At 63.1% G+C, this 17,364-nt stretch carries 18 protein-coding genes; 6 read left to right on the forward strand and 12 right to left on the reverse strand.

All coding sequences use genetic code 11. The features are described 5' to 3' along the window. The first annotated feature begins 77 nt into the window (after positions 1–77). Positions 78–1,136: a hypothetical protein gene (locus tag CEQ44_RS16725; RefSeq protein ID WP_088182026.1), complete on the forward strand. Its 1,059-nt coding sequence runs from the start codon at positions 78–80 to the stop codon at positions 1,134–1,136. Between the two features lie 16 nt (positions 1,137–1,152). Here the strand turns inward: CEQ44_RS16725 and CEQ44_RS16730 are convergent, their stop codons facing one another. Both CEQ44_RS16730 and epsC read right to left on the reverse strand, forming a co-directional pair. After that, the gene (locus CEQ44_RS16730; RefSeq protein WP_088182025.1) at positions 1,153–1,509 is read right to left on the reverse strand and encodes a DUF2794 domain-containing protein; all 357 of its coding nucleotides are present in this window, start codon (positions 1,507–1,509) and stop codon (positions 1,153–1,155) included. Further along, the gene (epsC, locus tag CEQ44_RS16735; protein ID WP_088182024.1) at positions 1,509–2,222 is read right to left on the reverse strand and encodes a serine O-acetyltransferase EpsC; all 714 of its coding nucleotides are present in this window, start codon (positions 2,220–2,222) and stop codon (positions 1,509–1,511) included. The genes CEQ44_RS16730 and epsC overlap by 1 nt, the downstream gene beginning before the upstream one ends. A 169-nt stretch (positions 2,223–2,391) precedes the next feature. Here epsC and CEQ44_RS16740 point away from each other — a divergent pair, with 169 nt between their 5' ends. Next, positions 2,392–3,165 (forward strand): sulfite exporter TauE/SafE family protein, encoded by a 774-nt coding sequence (locus CEQ44_RS16740; RefSeq protein WP_088182023.1) that lies wholly within the window; start codon positions 2,392–2,394, stop codon positions 3,163–3,165. 37 nt (positions 3,166–3,202) lie between these two features. Next, positions 3,203–4,132: a hydrogen peroxide-inducible genes activator gene (locus CEQ44_RS16745; protein WP_088182022.1), complete on the forward strand. Its 930-nt coding sequence runs from the start codon at positions 3,203–3,205 to the stop codon at positions 4,130–4,132. Positions 4,133–4,222: 90 nt separating this feature from the next. Here CEQ44_RS16745 and CEQ44_RS16750 read toward each other — a convergent pair whose 3' ends face one another. Genes CEQ44_RS16750 through pgsA form a run of 3 tightly spaced genes read right to left on the reverse strand, consistent with a single transcriptional unit; the run spans position 4,223 to position 5,493 of the window. Next, positions 4,223–4,666 (reverse strand): molybdenum cofactor biosynthesis protein MoaE, encoded by a 444-nt coding sequence (locus CEQ44_RS16750; protein WP_088182021.1) that lies wholly within the window; start codon positions 4,664–4,666, stop codon positions 4,223–4,225. Continuing rightward, positions 4,663–4,923, reverse strand: a complete 261-nt coding sequence (locus CEQ44_RS16755; RefSeq protein ID WP_088182020.1) for a MoaD/ThiS family protein — start codon at positions 4,921–4,923, stop codon at positions 4,663–4,665. The genes CEQ44_RS16750 and CEQ44_RS16755 overlap by 4 nt, the downstream gene beginning before the upstream one ends. Positions 4,924–4,929: 6 nt before the next feature. After that, positions 4,930–5,493 carry a CDP-diacylglycerol--glycerol-3-phosphate 3-phosphatidyltransferase gene (gene pgsA, locus CEQ44_RS16760; RefSeq protein ID WP_088182019.1) on the reverse strand — a complete coding sequence of 188 codons (564 nt, stop codon included), beginning with the start codon at positions 5,491–5,493 and terminating at the stop codon, positions 4,930–4,932. Between the two features lie 132 nt (positions 5,494–5,625). On the opposite strand from pgsA, the gene CEQ44_RS16765 reads away from it, so the two are divergent. After that, positions 5,626–6,936 carry an MFS transporter gene (locus CEQ44_RS16765; protein WP_088182018.1) on the forward strand — a complete coding sequence of 437 codons (1,311 nt, stop codon included), beginning with the start codon at positions 5,626–5,628 and terminating at the stop codon, positions 6,934–6,936. A 20-nt stretch (positions 6,937–6,956) separates the two neighbouring features. Here CEQ44_RS16765 and CEQ44_RS16770 read toward each other — a convergent pair whose 3' ends face one another. Next, positions 6,957–7,154: a hypothetical protein gene (locus tag CEQ44_RS16770; RefSeq protein ID WP_088182017.1), complete on the reverse strand. Its 198-nt coding sequence runs from the start codon at positions 7,152–7,154 to the stop codon at positions 6,957–6,959. 108 nt (positions 7,155–7,262) lie between these two features. Here CEQ44_RS16770 and CEQ44_RS16775 point away from each other — a divergent pair, with 108 nt between their 5' ends. Beyond that, positions 7,263–9,314, forward strand: a complete 2,052-nt coding sequence (locus CEQ44_RS16775; RefSeq protein ID WP_088182016.1) for a transglycosylase domain-containing protein — start codon at positions 7,263–7,265, stop codon at positions 9,312–9,314. A gap of 92 nt (positions 9,315–9,406) precedes the next feature. On the opposite strand, the gene CEQ44_RS24515 is transcribed toward CEQ44_RS16775, so the two are convergent. Next, positions 9,407–9,595, reverse strand: a complete 189-nt coding sequence (locus CEQ44_RS24515) for a hypothetical protein (RefSeq protein WP_179210059.1) — start codon at positions 9,593–9,595, stop codon at positions 9,407–9,409. Between CEQ44_RS24515 and CEQ44_RS16780 the strand changes: the two genes are divergently transcribed. Further along, on the forward strand, positions 9,515–10,294 hold the full coding sequence (locus CEQ44_RS16780) for an SDR family oxidoreductase (protein WP_088182015.1): 780 nt from the start codon (positions 9,515–9,517) through the stop codon (positions 10,292–10,294). The two genes, CEQ44_RS24515 and CEQ44_RS16780, sit on opposite strands and share 81 nt — an antisense overlap. Positions 10,295–10,434: 140 nt before the next feature. On the opposite strand, the gene lpdA is transcribed toward CEQ44_RS16780, so the two are convergent. The 5 genes from lpdA to sucD all read right to left on the reverse strand — a co-directional run bounded on the left by lpdA (position 10,435) and on the right by sucD (position 17,364). After that, complete coding sequence (gene lpdA, locus CEQ44_RS16785; RefSeq protein ID WP_088182014.1) at positions 10,435–11,850, reverse strand: dihydrolipoyl dehydrogenase; 1,416 nt, start codon at positions 11,848–11,850, stop codon at positions 10,435–10,437. Between the two features lies 1 nt (position 11,851). Then, a complete protein-coding gene (locus CEQ44_RS16790) occupies positions 11,852–12,205 on the reverse strand; it encodes a lysozyme inhibitor LprI family protein (protein ID WP_176400187.1) in 354 nt (117 codons plus the stop codon). Between the two features lie 76 nt (positions 12,206–12,281). Next, a complete protein-coding gene (gene odhB / locus CEQ44_RS16795; RefSeq protein WP_088182012.1) occupies positions 12,282–13,559 on the reverse strand; it encodes a 2-oxoglutarate dehydrogenase complex dihydrolipoyllysine-residue succinyltransferase in 1,278 nt (425 codons plus the stop codon). 8 nt (positions 13,560–13,567) lie between these two features. Further along, positions 13,568–16,378: a 2-oxoglutarate dehydrogenase E1 component gene (locus CEQ44_RS16800; protein ID WP_088182011.1), complete on the reverse strand. Its 2,811-nt coding sequence runs from the start codon at positions 16,376–16,378 to the stop codon at positions 13,568–13,570. A gap of 101 nt (positions 16,379–16,479) precedes the next feature. Continuing rightward, entirely contained in the window at positions 16,480–17,364 is an 885-nt protein-coding gene (gene sucD, locus CEQ44_RS16805; RefSeq protein ID WP_088182010.1) for a succinate--CoA ligase subunit alpha, read from the reverse strand.

The following is a 17,364-nucleotide window of genomic DNA, read 5'->3' on the forward strand; positions in this document are numbered from 1 at the left end:
GGCCAAAATCAACTGTATTGATGTATTAATACAGCAATGCTAATATACCCTTCCCAGACAGGGTCGGGAGCAGGACGATGTATAGCGAGAGCGATTTACAGGATGCCGTAGCGGCCGGTGCTATTGCCCCGCAGGCGGCTCAGGCGTTGCGCGATCATGTCGCCGCGCAGCACGCCTCGCCGATGGTCGATGAAGAACATTTCCGGCTACTGACCGGCTTCAACGACATCTTCGTCGCGATCGCCAGCATCCTGCTGCTGCTGGCCGTCGGCTGGCTTGGCAACGGCCTGCGATTCGGCGCACCGGACCATCATCCCGCTTTCATGGCCGGCGTGCTGGTCGCTGCGGTCAGTTGGGGCCTGGCCGAATATTTCACCCGGCGCCGGCACATGGCGCTGCCCTCCATTCTTTTGCTGGGCGGGTTCGTCGGCGGCATCGCCTTTGCGGTCGGTGCGCTGGGCGCGCAGATCTTCCCCGATGCGGGCGACAGCCTCGCATCGATGATCCTGTGCGTCGCGGCTGGCGCGGGCGTGTTCGCGGCCTGGGCGCATTGGCGCCGCTTCATGGTGCCGATCACCGTGGCGGTCGGCGCGGCCGCGGCGGCGGGTGTGGGGGTGAGCCTTGTGATCGCCGCCATGCCCGGCAGCGCGACCCTGCCCTTCGCGCTGCTGCTCATCGCAGGTCTCGCCACCTTCGCGCTCGCCATGTGGTGGGACATGAGCGACCGCGCCCGCATCACGCGCCGGTCTGACGTCGCCTTCTGGCTGCACCTGGCCGCCGCGCCGATGATCGCACACTCCCTCTTTTACTTGCTGGGCGTGCTAAAAGGCGATGAGATCAGCGCCGGTCGCGCGGCGCTCGTGATCGCGCTGTATGTCGCCTTTGGCGTGGTGGCGCTGGCGATCGATCGGCGGGCGCTGCTCGTCTCCAGCCTCGCCTACGTCCTCTTCGCTCTCTACGGCCTGTTTCGCCAGGCCGGCGCGGTGGAGATGTCCTGGGCGCTCACCGCGCTGGTCATCGGTTCCGCGCTGCTGCTGCTGTCGGCGCTTTGGCACCATGCCCGCGCGCTAATCGTCGGCGTCCTGCCCCCGCGCCTTTCGGAGCGGCTGCCCTATCTGGATCGCGCCGTCGCATGAAAGCGACGGGTGATCCTCAATCCTCGACGATCCGCAGCAATTTACGCTCGACCGGGGCCAGCACGCCCTGCAATTCCTGGCCGCGCTTCAATATCTGGCCGCTTTCCCCGACCAGCGCCCACATGCCCTGCCGATGGCGCAGCGCCGGACGCTTTTCGATCCGATATTCCGGCCGTTCGGCGGAGCGGCGAAAGGCGCTGAAGATCGCAGCGTCCTGCCCCATATCCATCGCATAATCGCGCCAATGGCCGGCCGACACCATGCGGCCGTATAAATCCATAATCCGCTGCAGTTCCAGCCGCTCAAACCCGACCTGCCCGCCCTTTGGCAGCGGCCCCGCCCCTCGATGGGGAAACGGCGTTACATTACTCATCAGGCCCGGCCGCGCTCCTTGAACAATGGCGCATCGTCATCCAACACCGGGGTCTGGCGCTCCGCCATCAATGCCGCCAGACGTTTTTGCAACTGCTCGACCTCGCACTGGAGCATTTCCAGCTTCTGCTTTTCCGGGTCGAAACAGTCCGAACAGGGCGTGCCATAAGGCATGAAGTCGCGCTGATAGGCGGTCACGTCAACCAGCATCGCGCGCGCCGGGATGCCGACCATGGTCGCGCCATCGGCCACATCCTTGGTCACCACCGCGTTCGCCCCCACCCGCGCACGCGCGCCGACATTGATCGGTCCCAGCACCTGCGCACCCGACCCCACGATCACGCCGTCATGCAGCGTCGGGTGACGCTTGCCGGCGATGCCGTTGGCGGGATCGGTGCCGCCCAACGTCACATTCTGGTAGAGGGTGACGTCATCGCCGATCTCGGCCGTCTCGCCAATCACGGTAAAGCCATGGTCTATGAAGAAGCGCTTGCCGATTTTCGCGCCGGGATGGATGTCGTTGCCGGTGAGGAATCGCGAGAAATGATTCACCGCACGCGCGAGGAAGAACAGCCGCGCACGGTAGAGGCGATGGGCAACCCGATGGAATGCCAGCGACCAGACGCCGGGGTAAAGCAGGATTTCCGCGCGGGACCGCGGCGCCGGATCGCGGGATTTGATCGAATCCAGATAGGAAATGAGGCTGCTTACCATCCAGACGTCCCTGACCGATCCCAGACTGTTATGAGGATTCCATATAAGGGAGATTATGCGGCTTTTCCAGACGGCGTGCTAATCCCGCTTTTTCGCTGCAAATAGAAACTTGCTTGGCAACCCGCGATATTCCAATCATTGCGATAGACAATTCCAGGAAGGGTAGCGGATGATCGACACTTTTATCGCCCATTTCGGCGAAATCCTGCCGTTCATCCTCGTGGGCTTCGGCGCGCAGATCATCGACGGCGCGCTAGGCATGGCCTATGGCGTTATCTCCAGCACCCTGTTGCTGACCCTGGGCGTGCCGCCCAGCCGCGCGTCGGCCAGCGTCCATGTCGCCGAAACCTTCACGACCGGCGTGTCTGCGATCAGCCATATCCTGCACCGCAATGTCGATTGGAAACTCTTTGCGCGACTCATCATTCCCGGCGTGATCGGCGGCGTCAGCGGCGCCTATTTCCTGTCCAATATCGACGGCGCGGTCATCAAGCCCTTCGTCCTGGCCTATCTCGCCGCGATCGGCTTCTACCTTATCTGGCGCGGCTTCCATCTGCCGCCCAAACCGCGCGATCCCAAATGGGTCGGGCCGCTGGGTCTGATCGGCGGCTTCATGGATGCCAGCGGCGGTGGCGGCTGGGGGCCGATCGTGACATCGAACCTGCTGCTCCAGGGGTCCAGTCCGCGCCATACGATCGGCACCGTCAACACGGTCGAATTTATCCTCACCCTGTCGATCAGCCTGACCTTCCTCATCCATCTGGGCTGGGAAGCGTTCACCACCTATACGCTCGGCCTACTGATCGGCGGCGTGATTGCCGCCCCCTTTGGCGCAATGCTGGCGCGCCGGGTTGCGCCGCGCGTTCTTTTCTCGGCGGTGGGCGTGATCCTGACGATCACATCGCTGTTCGGGGTCGCCAAATATCTTGGATATATCGGCTAGGGCTCTTATACTCGGAGTTCTGATCGAGGAATCCGATATGTCCAGCTACCTGCCCACGCTCAAACAGCTGCAATATCTCGTCGCGCTGAAAGAGCAGGGCCATTTCGGCAAGGCCGCCGACAGTTGCTTCGTCACCCAGTCAACCCTGTCGGCGGGCATCCGCGAACTGGAATCGCTGATCGGCGTCACTTTGGTCGAGCGCACCCGGCGGGTAGTGCGCTTCACCGCGCTGGGCGATCGCATCGTGGACAAGGCGCATCGCGTGCTGCGCGAGGCGGAGGAACTGGTCGCCATCGCCGAAGCATCGGGCAAGCCGCTGACCGGCGAATTGCGGATGAGCGTGATCCCCACCATCGCCCCTTTCCTGCTGCCCCGGCTGCTCCCCCGCCTGCGCGCCGACCGGCCGGACCTCAAACTCTATCTGCGGGAGGAAACGACCCAGCCCGGCATCGAATCGCTGCGCCACGGCAATGTCGACTGCGTGCTCATGGCCCTACCCTTCGCGATGGGGGAGGTGGACAGCGAAATCCTGTTCCAGGACCGGCTCTACGTCGCCTTCCCGCATGACGAGCCGCGCGATCCGCCCGAATGGATCGGCCCGGACATGATCGACGAGAGCAAGTTGCTGCTGCTGGAGGACGGCCATTGTCTCAAGGACCATGCGCTGGCCGCCTGCAACCGGCCTGACCTGCGCGCCAGCGCGACGATGATGGGCACGTCGCTGCACACGCTGATCCAGATGGTCGACAATGGCCTGGGCATGACCATGATCCCGGAAATGGCGATCGCAAGCGGCATATTGGAGCATACGCGGATCGTGGCGCGGCCGTTGCAGTCAGAGCGGGCCTGGCGCGATATCGCGCTGGTGTGGCGCAAGAACAGCCCGCGCGAGAAGGAATTTCACCTGTTGGCCGGCATCCTGCGCGATGCCGCTGCGGTCAATTGCCGATTGCCCGAAGCGGCTTAGCGGTAAACAGCCGTTCGCTTCGAGCGAAGTCGAGAAGTGGATAGCGCTGTACCCACGTTTCTCGACTTCGCTAGAAACGAACGGAGATTGTTAGCTTTTCCAGCTCTGCGCCTTGGCCTCATCCTCGGCCCGCGCCTCGACCCACTGGGTCACGCCGTCGCCGAAATGCTCCTTCTTCCAGAAAGGCGCGTCCGACTTCATCCAGTCGATCAGGAAGGCGCAGCTTTCCAGTGCGGCGATGCGATGACGCGACGCGGTGCCGACGAATACGATGCGCGCGCCCGGCGCCAACCGCCCGAAACGATGGATGACGCTGACGCCCAGCAGCGGCCAGCGAGCGAGCGCTTCGTCCGCGATCCGATCGACCTGCAACTGCGTCATCGCCGGATAATGTTCCAACTCCAGCGCGATGAGGCCGCCATCCCCGCGCACCACCCCGGTAAAGCTTGCCACGCCGCCGCCGCCCAGCGTCTCCAGAGCGGCCAGTTCGGCGGCCACATCGAAATCCGCCGTCTGGATGAAAACCCGTTTCATCCGCCCGTCACCGGGGGAAACAACGCCACTTCGCGCGCATCACCGATCGGGCAGTCCAACGGCACGAAACGCTGGTCGATCGCCGCGCGCAACCGCGCCGGATCGCCCAAAGCCTGCGCATAGCCCCCACCCCGCGCAGCCAGCGTCGCCACTAAATCGGCCACGCTCGCGGTCGGCGCGGGCCGCGCGACCCGTTCCTCCTCACGGCCGATGGCTTCGCGCACCCAGGCGAAATAGACGATGGTCAGGTCCGCCATCGCCGCTCAGTCCATATGCTTGATGCCGACGCGCAGATAGTCCCAGCCGGTGACCAGCGTCAGCATCGCCGCGGCCCACAGGGTGATGATACCCACGGTCTGGACGAAAGGAAAATGCGGCACAGCCCCGGCCAGTATCAATGCGCCCAGCGCGATGATCTGGAAGGTCGTCTTCCACTTCGCCAGGCGCGACACCGGCATCGACACCTGTATCCCCGCCAGAAATTCGCGCAGCCCCGACACCGCGATCTCGCGCAGCAGGATGATCATCGCGGCGGCGATATGGATGCCTGCAATATCACGGGTCGCGGCCAGCATCAGGATGACGGCACCGACCATGATCTTGTCGGCGATCGGGTCCAGGAATACGCCCAGTTTCGATACCGTGCCCTGCGCGCGGGCCAGATAGCCGTCGAAATAATCGGTCACGCCCATCAGGCAATAGAGGGCGAAGGCCAGCGCATAGCCGGTCGTCCAGCGCGCGCCTTGCTCTGCCGGCCACAAGAGCGCGACCAGCAAGGGCACCGTCACGATCCGCGAAAGCGTCAGCAAATTGGGCAGCGTGAGCATCGCCGCGAACTGCCACAGTCCGACGCGGCATACAAGCAAAGCTGTATCATCACGCCCAACCCATTGGACACAGACGCCGGCAACCGCTAGACCCCGCCCCGGTCGCTCACGGAAAAGAAGACGCCCCTATCCATGCAAGCCTCTCTCAGGCTCTTGAACAAGCGCCGTTTTCTGCCGCTTTTCATCACCCAGCTGCTCGGTGCGTTCAACGACAATCTGTTCAAGAACGCGATGGTGCTGTTCGTCGTCTATCAGGTCTATAATGACGAACGGTCCGAAACCTGGTTCAGCGCGCTGGCGACCGGCGTCTTCATATTACCGTTTTTCCTGATGTCGGCGCTGTCGGGGCAATTGGCCGACCAGCGCGACAAGGCGGTCATCATCCGCTGGGTCAAGGCCGCGGAAATCGTAATCATGGGCGTCGGCGCGATCGGCCTTGGCCTGATCTGGAGCGGCATTGCGGTCCATACGCTGGCGATTCCGCTGCTGCTGATCGCACTGTTCGCCATGGGCATCCATTCGACCTTCTTCGGCCCGATCAAATATGCGATCCTGCCCCAGCATCTGCATGACGATGAAGTGCTGGGCGGCACCGGCCTCGTTGAAGCGGGCACTTATATCGCGATCCTGGCCGGCACGATCCTGGCCGGCCTGATCCCGGTGGAAGCCGCCGCCGTGTGCATCATCATCACCGCGCTGATCGGCTACGCCGCGGGGCGGAAGGTGCCTTCCGCGCCGTCCTTGCTGGACCAGCAGCCGATCGATTTCCACATTATCCGGTCGTCGGTCGCGCTGGTGCGCGGCACAATGCATATCCGCCGGCTCTTCCTGGCGATCATGGCGATCAGCCTGTTCTGGGCGGTCGGCTCCATCCTGTTCATCCAGTTTCCGCCGCTGGTGAAGAATGTCCTGACCGCCGACAAGCCGGTCGCCAGCCTGTTCCTGGCCATCTTCTCAATCGGCATCGCCATCGGATCGGTGGCGATCAACCGGCTGTTGCAGGGGCGTGTGTCGGCCAAATACGCCCCCGCTTCGGTGCTCGGCATGGGGCTGTGCATCGTCGCCTTCCACATCGTGTGCGACCTGTGGACGCCTTCGCCGGGCGGGCAGATGTTGTCCTTGACCGGCTTCCTCGCCCATCCGCTCGCCATTCCCCTGTCGCTCTGCCTGCTGGGCGTTGCGACCTTCGGCGGCATGTTCGTGGTGCCGCTCTACGCCTTCCTCACCACGACGGTCGAAAAATGCGAAGCGGCGCGGACGGTGGCGGCGAACAACATCGTCAATTCGGGCGCGATGGTGATCGGCTCGTTCTGCGCCATTGGCCTGAGCATCGCGGGCGTGTCGGTTGTGATGCAGCTGCTGCTCGTCGCCTTCCTGACGCTGCCCTGCGCCGCGATGGCGTGGAAGCTGCACAAGGCCTGCGATGGCCCTTTATGCCACTGACCGGACGCCCGGTCAGCCGTTCAGAAAATGAAGCTGTAAAAGGCGGTGAAGAAAGCCGCGAAACTCAGCCCGAACAGCTTCCAGTCGCTGTCGTCGTCGCTGATCCGCTTCTTGCGCGTGGGGCTTTCCTCCGCAACGCGCAGCACATGGGCGGGCAGCCGCTGGCGGAAAGGATGGCGGGCCGATTCGGTGGTGAGGACGAGGGGTCGGTTTCGCATGATGCGTGGTTAACGCAAAATTTACCATTTGGACCAGTGCTGATCCTGGCTAATTTCGGGCTGTCCCGGCGCGGGACAGGCTTGACTGTATGATATGAATAACACAGTATGACGGAAGACATGCCCGACTCCGCTCCACTCGATCCTTTCGCGCAGCCATCACGCGCGTTCGGCGCGGGTCCGCCCAGCGCCTTCGCGCCGCCCACGCCCTGGCGTCGCCGGCTCCAGATCGGCGGTTGGGTGATCGCGGCGGGCCTGGCCGTTCTGATGATCCTGGTCGCCTGGCTCGCAGTCACCGCGCCGCTCTCCCGTTCCTTGAAGCCCATCGCCCCGCCCAGCATCAGCCTGACGTCTGCCGACGGCCACTTGATCGCCCGGCGCGGCGCGGTGATCGACAAGCCGGTGACGATGGCGGACCTGCCCGCCCATGTGCCCCAAGCCTTCATGGCGATCGAGGATCGCCGCTTCATGTCGCATTGGGGCGTCGATCCGCGCGGCATCGCCCGCGCCATGTGGCATAATCTCTGGTCGGACGGATCGTCGCAGGGCGGCAGCACGATCACGCAGCAGCTGGCCAAGGGCGTGTTCCTGTCCAGCGACCGCACCTTCGGCCGCAAGGCGCGCGAAGCCTTGATCGCGCTCTGGCTGGAAGCCTGGCTGACCAAGGACCAGATCATGGAGAGATACCTCTCCAACGTCTATTTCGGCGACAATGTCTATGGTTTGCGCGCCGCGGCGCGCCATTATTTCAACCGCCCGCCCGAACGGCTGACCATCCCGCAGGCCGCGATGCTGGCCGGACTGTTGAAGGCGCCATCCCGCCTTGCACCCACCAGCAACCTGAAAGGCGCGCGTACCCGCGCAGCGCTGGTGACGCAGGCGATGGTCGACGCGGGCTATATCAGCCAGGCTGAGCGCAACGCCCTGCCCCCGGCCCGGCTGAACGTCCATGACACGCCCGACGCCACCACCGGCACCTATTTCGCCGACTGGGTGCTGCCCCAGGCGCGCGACCGTGCAGGCGCCGTCTATGGCGAGCAAAAGATCGAAACCACCCTCGACTGGCGCATCCAGCGCCTGGCTGAAGCCGCCATCCGCCGCGCGCCACTGGGCGGCGCGCAGGCCGCTTTGGTGGCGATGAAGCCCGACGGCAGCGTCGTCGCCATGGTCGGCGGCAAAAATTATGCCAAGAGCAGCTTCAACCGCGCCGTGCAGGCCAAGCGTCAACCCGGATCGACCTTCAAACTGTTCGTTTACCTCGCCGCCTTCCGTGCGGGCATGACGCCCGACGATATGATCGACGACACGCCGATCGCTACCGGCACCTATCGCCCCGCCAACCATGGCGGCAAATATCGCGGCCGCATCACCCTGCGCCAAGCCTTCGCCGCGTCGAGCAATGTCGCGGCCGTCCGCCTGACGCAGAAGGTCGGTGTCGACAATGTCATCAAGGTCGCCCGCGACTTGGGCGTCACCGCGCCATTGACGGAGGATCTCAGCCTCGCGCTCGGCACCTCGGAAATCCCGCTGGTCGAACTGGCCGAAGCCTATGCGGCGGTCGCAGCGGGCGCCTATCCGGTGCTCGCCCACGGCCTGCCGCCCGAAGAACAGGGCTGGTTCGAAAAGCTGATGCAGCGCCAGCGGCAATTCAGCCAGGATCAACTCGACATGATCCGCGACCTCCTCTCCTCCGCCGCCAATCGCGGCACCGGCAGCGCCGCGGCGCTGCGCACCAGCACCTTCGGGAAAACGGGGACGACCCAGGACAGCCGCGACGCTATTTTCGTGGGCTATGCCGGGGGCTTGGTGACGGCAGTATGGATCGGCAATGACGACAACGCCCCCCTACCTGGCGGCGCGGCCGGCGGCGGCGTCCCCGCGCGCATCTGGCGTAATTTCATGAGCGGCGCGATCAACGAGCCGGTCGAGGACGCGCCGGATGAGACGCAGGACGCGGACCTCGTCAACGCCATCGCCAATGTGACGGTCGAAACCGGCATCGGCAATGTCGGCGTCGGCGTGGACGAAGGCGGCATGACGGTGAATATCGGCGGCGGGCAGATCCGTTTGCCGGTGAATGAACCTGCCGCGCCGTCAGATGCGGCGCCGCCAACGGTAGCGCCAATACGCCCGAATGAGGATGAAAACGGCGAACCTTGATCGGTGGAAAGAGAATTTGGGCAAGTTGAGACCTGACGATCTATTTGCGCGGCCATATCGGCTATCCCCATCGATATGCTATTATTAAGGTATCAGGAGCATATTGTTCGGGAGCTTTCGAAATGATCCAGCGTCACCGCTAAAGCGGCAAGCCATTCCAGCGGAGCGATCCGCCGACTGGACTCTGTTTCGAGAGCATCATGCAAAGATTGAATAACAAAATATGCGTCGTCACGGGCGCGGCGCGTGGCATTGGCCGCGCCATCGCCGCCCGCTTTCATGACGAAGGCGCAACCGTGATCCTCACAGATATAGATGAGGATGCAGGCATGGCGGCCGCTGCAGATATCGGGTGCCGGTTCGAAAAGCTGGACGTCCGGGAAGAAGCCGATTGGTTGCGGCTGACCAGTATCGTTCCGGTAGCAGACGTGGTGGTGAACAACGCTGGTGTGACCGGATTTGAGCAGGGCATGACGCCCCATGATCCCGAACATGCCAGCCTGGCCGATTGGCGGGAAGTGCACCGGGTCAATCTCGATGGAACATTTCTGGGCTGTCGCTATGCGATCGCGGCGATGAAAAAGAGTGGCGCGGGATCGATCATCAACATTTCTTCGCGTTCAGGACTGGTCGGCATCCCGCTAGCGGGTGCCTACGCCTCGTCCAAAGCGGCCGTGAGGAACCATAGCAAGACGGTTGCGCTCTATTGCGCGCAGCAAGGCTGGAAAATCCGCTGCAACTCCATACATCCTGCCGCCATTCTTACGTCGATATGGGAACCGATGCTGGGGTCCGGTCTCGACCGCGACGTAAGGATGCAGGCCCTGGTCGCCGATACGCCTTTGAAACGCTTCGGGACGCCGGGAGAGGTCGCAGCGATTGCAGCTATGCTGGCATCGGACGAGGCAACCTACATAACGGGCACTGAAATAAACATCGATGGCGGACTGCTCGCAGGCTCAGCCGCATCTCCCGGATAAGGAAGGTGATGGATCGCCCTCCACCGTAGGATAACAGCCTGCAAGCCACGCTCGACCCATTGCCAAACCGTTCGCCCAAAAGAAAAAGGCCCCCGCGTTGCGGAGGCCTTTTTCTTTATCATCGAAGCCGACGAACCCGATCACATATGGATCGGCTTGCCCCGCACGGCCATGGCCGCTTCCTTGATCGCCTCGCTATGCGTGGGATGCGCGTGGCAGGTATAGGCAATATCCTCGCTCGACGCGCCAAATTCCATCGCCTGCGCCGCCTGCGCGATCATCGTGCCGGCGGGCGTTGCGATGATCCACACGCCCAGCACCTTGTCGGTCTCGGCGTCGGCGATGATCTTCACAAAGCCATCCGGCTCGTGATTGGTCTTCGCGCGGCTGTTGGCCATCATCGGGAATTTGCCGACCTTGATCGCGCCCTTGTCCCCCCCGGCCTTTTCAATCGCTGCCTCTTCGGTCAGGCCCACGCCCGCGATTTCCGGCTTCGTATAGACGACCGACGGGATCAGGTCATGATTCACGATGCCGGTCAGGCCCGCGATATTTTCCGCGACGGCAATGCCCTCGTCCTCGGCCTTGTGCGCCAGCATCGGGCCGGGGATCACGTCGCCGATCGCCCAGACGCCCGGAACCTTCGTGCCGAACTCATGGTCGGTTTCAATCTGCCCGCGCTGGTTCAGTTCCAGGCCGATCTTGTCGAGGCCCAGCCCTTCGGTATTGGGACGACGGCCGATCGACACGAGGACGACATCGGCCTCGATCGTCTCGGCCTCGCCACCTGCGGCCGGCTCGACCGTCAGCTTGACGCCGTCGCCAACGATCTGCGCGCCCGTCACCTTCGTGCCGAGCTTATATTCGAAGCCCTGCTTCTTGAAGATCTTGTTGGCTTCCTTGCGGACTTCGCCGTCCATGCCGGGCAGTATCTGGTCGAGATATTCGACCACGGTCACCTTGGCCCCCAGGCGCTTCCACACGCTGCCCATTTCCAGGCCGATGACGCCGCCACCGACGACCACCAGATGCCCCGGCACCTTGTCCAGTTCCAGCGCGCCGGTTGAATCGACGATCTTGCCGCCCGCATTGTCGACCTCGACACCCGGCAAGGGCGTAACCGACGACCCGGTGGCGATGACAATATTCTTCGCCGTCACCGTCTCGCCATTGATTTCGACGGTGTTCGCGCCTGTGAAGCTGGCCAGGCCCTTGAGCCAAGTCACCTTGTTCTTCTTGAACAGGAATTCGATGCCGCCGGTCAGGCCCTTGACCGCATCGACGCGCTGGCCCTGCATAGTGGACAGGTCCAGGCTCATCGCGTCGATCTTGACGCCCAACTTGGCGAGCGTACCATTGGCCGCTTCATTATAGAGTTCCGACGCATGGAGCATCGCCTTGGAAGGAATGCACCCGACATTGAGGCAGGTGCCGCCCAGCGTCTCGCGGCTTTCGGCGCAGGCGGTCTTGAGGCCCAGTTGCGCCGCGCGGATCGCGGCGACATAGCCACCGGGACCCGAACCGATCACCAGAACGTCATAATCGAAGTCACTCATTTTACGAATCTCCCACGCGACCCAGCTTGGTCAGATTGCAACTGGTGCCGCGACATTCCGCCAGACGGTCGGAAAGAAATTGGATACGGCTGCGCGTCGTGCTGAGCGCGCAGTCGATGTTGACGGCGTTAGAATTGCCTTCGCTGCGATAGCATTGCTGGTCCCGCGCGGCGATCCAGCCGCGCTGCCCATCACGCAACACCTGCTTTTGGGCAGGGTTCAACAGCTTCATCACCGCCACGTAATTTTCGTTCAACTGGCGATCCAGGTCCATATAGACCTTGGCGAAGCAATAGACGTTGTCGAACCCGTTCCGGGGCGCATCACAACTGGCGGCATAAGCGGAAACGGGCATCAAAAACGCAATCGCAGCGGCAATTCCAAATTTTCTCATACCGTCCTCCATCCTATGCCAACCCATGTCGCGACCTTTACAGATCGATCAACAGCCGGGTCGGGTCTTCGATCGCATTCTTCACCGCGACTAGGAACGTCACCGCTTCGCGACCGTCAACCATGCGATGGTCGTAGCTCAATGCCAGATACATCATCGGACGCGCTACGATCTGCCCGTTGCGGACGACCGGGCGTTCCTCGATGCGGTGCAGGCCCAGGACGGCCGACTGGGGCGGGTTGATGATCGGGCTGGACAGCAGCGAACCGAACACGCCGCCGTTGGAGATGGTGAAGGTGCCGCCCTTCATATCTTCCATCGTCAGCTTGCCTTCCTTGGCCTTCTTGCCAAAGCCGCCGATGGTCTTTTCGATATCCGCGACGTTCAGCGCTTCGGCGTTGCGGATCACCGGAACGACGAGGCCCGTGGGGGCCGACACCGCGACCGAGATGTCGCAGAAGTTGTTATAGACGATCTCGTCGCCTTCGATCTGCGCATTGACGCCCGGAATGTCGCGCAGCGCCATGCACACGGCCTTCGTGAAGAATCCCATGAAGCCCAGACGGACGCCATGCTTCTTCTCGAACAGGTCCTTATATTTCGCGCGCGCCTCGATGATGTTGGTCATGTCGACGTCGTTATAGGTCGTCAGCAGCGCGGCAGTGTTCTGCGCTTCCTTCAAACGCTTGGCTACCGTCTGGCGCAGGCGTGTCATCTTCACCCGTTCCTGCGCGCGGCTGGGACCAGCGGAGGGCGCTTCGGCGGCGGCGGGCGCTGCGGCCGGGGTCGACGCGGCCGCCTTAGCCGTGCCATCGGCGACGGCGGCGGTGACGTCGTCCTTGGTCAGGCGGCCGTCCTTGCCGGTACCCTTGATCTTGCTGGGGTCAAGGCCATGCTCCAACACCAGGCGGCGCACGGCGGGCGACAGCGTCAGGTTGCCACCTTCTTCGTCGTCCGAAGCGGCGGGAGCCGATGCGGCGGGCGCAGGCGCAGCGGCCTCGGCCTTGGCCGCAGGTGCCGGAGCGTCAGCCGCCGCCGGAGCAGGCGATGCGGCAGCAGGCGCTGCGGCGGCCGAACCACCTTCGTTCACATAGGCCAGCAACGCGCCGACATTGACCGTATCGCCTTCCTTGGCGACGATATCGCCCATGACACCGGCCACGGTCGATGGCACGTCCACGGCAACCTTGTCGGTTTCGAGGGACACGATCGGCTCGTCGACCTTCACGGCCTCACCGGGCTTCTTGAGCCACTGGCCCACGGTTGCTTCGGTAACGGATTCGCCCAGCGTTGGGACTTTGACTTCGGTAGCCATGAGCTTGATCAGCCTTTCTTCTGGCGACGGATTTCTTCACGGACGCTGTGACCCAGCGCATCGGCGACGAGGGCGCCCTGTTCGGACACATGGCGCGAGGCCAGGCCCGTCGCGGGCGAGGCGGACGCCTTGCGGCCGGCATAGCGGGCGCGCTTGGGCGCCTTGCCAGCCTTGACCAGGGCTTCCTCGATATAGGGTTCGACGAAGAACCACGCGCCATTGTTGCGCGGTTCTTCCTGGCACCAGACGATATCGTCCAGATTGGTCATGCGTTCGATACGCTTGGCCAATGCGTCGGTCGCGAACGGGTAGATCTGCTCCATGCGAACGATCTGCACGTCCTTGTCGCCGGCCGCGTCGCGGGCTTCCATCAGGTCGTAAAAGACCTTGCCGGAACACAGGACCAGCCGCTTGGTGTCCTTGTCGGCCGACCCGTTGGGGTCCGACAGGATGCGCTTGAACTGGGTTTCGCCCTGGAAATCCTCTGCCTTGCTGACCGCCAGCTTGTGCCGCAGCAGCGACTTGGGCGCCATGATGATGAGCGGCTTGCGGAAGGGCCGCAGCATCTGGCGACGCAGAGCGTGGAAGTAGTTGGCAGGCGTCGTGATGTTGGCGACCTGGATATTCCCTTCCGCGCACAGTTGCAGGAAGCGTTCCAGACGCGCCGAGCTATGCTCCGGCCCCTGCCCTTCATAGCCATGCGGCAACAGGCAGACCAGACCATTGGAGCGCAACCATTTGGTCTCCGACGAGGCGATATACTGGTCGAAAATGATCTGCGCGCCATTGGCGAAGTCGCCGAACTGCGCCTCCCAGATCACCAGGCTCTTCGGATCGGCCAGGGCATAGCCATATTCGAAGCCCAGGACGCCATATTCCGACAGCGGGCTGTCGAGCACGTCGAACCGGCCATGCGGCACGGTGGAGAGCGGGATATATTTATTCTCGCTATCCTGATCGGTCCACACCGCGTGACGCTGGCTGAACGTGCCGCGCCCCGAATCCTGTCCCGACAGACGCACGCCATAGCCTTCCGACAGCAGCGAGCCGAAGGCCAGGGCCTCGCCGGTCGCCCAGTCGAAATTCTCGCCCGACTTGAACATCTCCGCCTTGGCGGCCAGCACGCGGGTCAACGTCTTGTGGACGTTCAGCCCTTCAGGAACGGTGGTCAGCGTCTTGCCCAGGCTGTCGAACAGCTTGGTGCTGATCGCCGAATCCACACTCTGGCGCGATGTTTCGGCATCGGCCGGCTTGTGCAGGCCCGACCAGCGACCGGCGAACCAGTCGGCCTTGTTGGCCTTGTAGCTCTTGGACGCCTCGAACTCTTCCTCCAGATGATTGACGAAATCGCCAGTCACCTTGCCGACATAGTCGTCATCGACCACGCCTTCGCTCTTCAGCCGCGCCGAATAGACGTCGCTGACCGGCGGATGCTGGCGGATTTCCTTATACATCAGCGGCTGGGTAAAGCCCGGCTCGTCGCCTTCATTATGACCGAAGCGGCGATAGCACCACATATCGACGACCACATCGCGATGGAAGGTCTGGCGATATTCCATCGCCAGCTTCGTCGCGAAGGTCACGGCTTCGGGATCGTCGCCATTCACATGCAGGATCGGCGCCTGGACACCCTTCGCCACGTCGGACGGATAGGGCGATCCACGCGAAAATTGCGGACTGGTGGTGAAGCCGATCTGGTTGTTGATGATGAAGTGGACGCAACCACCAGTGTTGTAACCATGCACGCCGGAGAAGCCGAGGCATTCCCAGACGATGCCCTGCCCTGCGAACGCCGCGTCGCCGTGGATCAGCACGGGCAGAACCTGCTCATGCTTGCCCAGGTCATCGCGGAACGTCTGCTGCGCGCGGACCTTGCCCAGCACCACCGGATCGACGGTTTCCAGGTGCGAAGGGTTGGGAACAAGCGACATATGGACCTTGACGCCGTCGAACTCGCGATCGGTCGAGGTGCCCAGATGATATTTCACGTCGCCCGAACCGCCGACATCTTCAGGATTGGCGGTGCCGCCTGAAAATTCGTGGAAGATGACGCGAAAGCCCTTGGCCATCACATTGGCCAGCACATTCAGGCGGCCGCGATGGGCCATGCCGAACACGATCTCGCGCACGCCGGACTGGCCGCCATATTTGATGACCGCTTCCAGCGCCGGGATCATGGATTCGCCGCCGTCCAGGCCGAAACGCTTGGTGCCGACATATTTGCGGCCCAGAAACTTCTCATATTGCTCGCCCTGGATGACCTTGGCCAGGATCGCCTTCTTGCCCTCGGGCGTGAAGATGATTTCCTTATCCTTGCCTTCCAGCCGGTCCTGCAGGAAGCGACGCTCCTCCACGTCGGCGATGTGCATATATTCCAGGCCGACATTGCCGCAATAATTGGCGCGCAGGATCGCGACGATCTCCGCCACGGTCGCATATTGCAGGCCTAGCGTGCCGCCCAGATAGATCTTCTTGGCGGGGTCGGTCAGGCCGTGATATTCCGGCGTCAAATCAGCCGGCAGGTCACGCTTGGTCAGGCCCAGCGGATCGAGATTGGCGGCCAGATGCCCGCGCACCCGATAGGTGCGGATCAGCATCTGCGCGCGAATGGCATCGTCAGCGGCAGCGACGGCGTCGGCATCCGACACGGCCTTACCGGCGGACTTGGCGGCGGCCTTCACGGCGACCTGCATCTGCGTGGGGTCCATCGCCCCGGTCAGATCGTCGGTCTCGCTCAGCGGCCAGTTATCACGCGCCCAGCTTGGGCCGCGCTCTATCTCCGCAACCGCGTCAAAAACTTCCTGGTTCTCGTAACCCATTACCCTAGTCCCATCCCAGCCGCGTGCAGTCGCGAAGCGGGAAAATCAGCGGCCGGGGTGCAGCCCGGCCGCCTGCATATGCTGTATATGTAGGAGTTATTTTACCCCTTCAAGACCTCAACCAGCGTAGAGCCCAATTCGGACGGGCTGGCGGCGACCTTGATGCCGGCCGCTTCCATCGCCGCGATCTTGCTTTCCGCGTCGCCCTTGCCGCCCGACACGATCGCGCCGGCATGGCCCATGCGACGGCCAGGAGGCGCCGTGCGACCCGCGATAAAGCCGGCCATCGGCTTCTTGCGGCCACGCTTGGCCTCATCGATCAGGAACTGCGCCGCCTGTTCTTCCGCGTCGCCGCCGATTTCACCGATCATGATGATCGATTCCGTCGCGTCGTCGGCCAGGAACAGCTCCAGCACGTCGATGAAGTTGGTGCCATTGACCGGATCGCCGCCGATGCCGACGGCCGTGGTCTGGCCCAGGCCCGCATTGGTGGTCTGGAACACGGCTTCATAGGTCAGCGTGCCGGAGCGCGAGACGACGCCGACCGAACCCTTGGAGAAGATCGAACCGGGCATGATTCCGATCTTGCACTCGCCGGGCGTCAGGACGCCGGGGCAGTTCGGGCCGATCAGGCGCGACTTGCTGCCCGACAAGGCGCGCTTCACGCGGACCATGTCCAGAACCGGGATGCCTTCGGTGATCGCGACGATCAGCGGGATTTCCGCGTCGATCGCTTCCAGGATCGAATCAGCCGCAAATGGCGGCGGCACGTAGATGACCGAAGCGTCCGCGCCGGTCTTGCTCTTGGCTTCCGCGACGGTGTCATACATGGGCAGGCCGATATGGGTCGTGCCACCCTTGCCGGGGGTTACGCCGGCAACCATCTGCGTGCCATAGGCCAGGGCCTGTTCGGTGTGGAAGGTGCCGGTGGCACCGGTCATGCCTTGCGTAATGACCTTGGTGTTCTTGTTCACCAGAATAGACAT

This window comes from Sphingobium sp. Z007 (assembly GCF_900013425.1).
Taxonomy (GTDB): Bacteria; Pseudomonadota; Alphaproteobacteria; order Sphingomonadales; family Sphingomonadaceae; genus Sphingobium.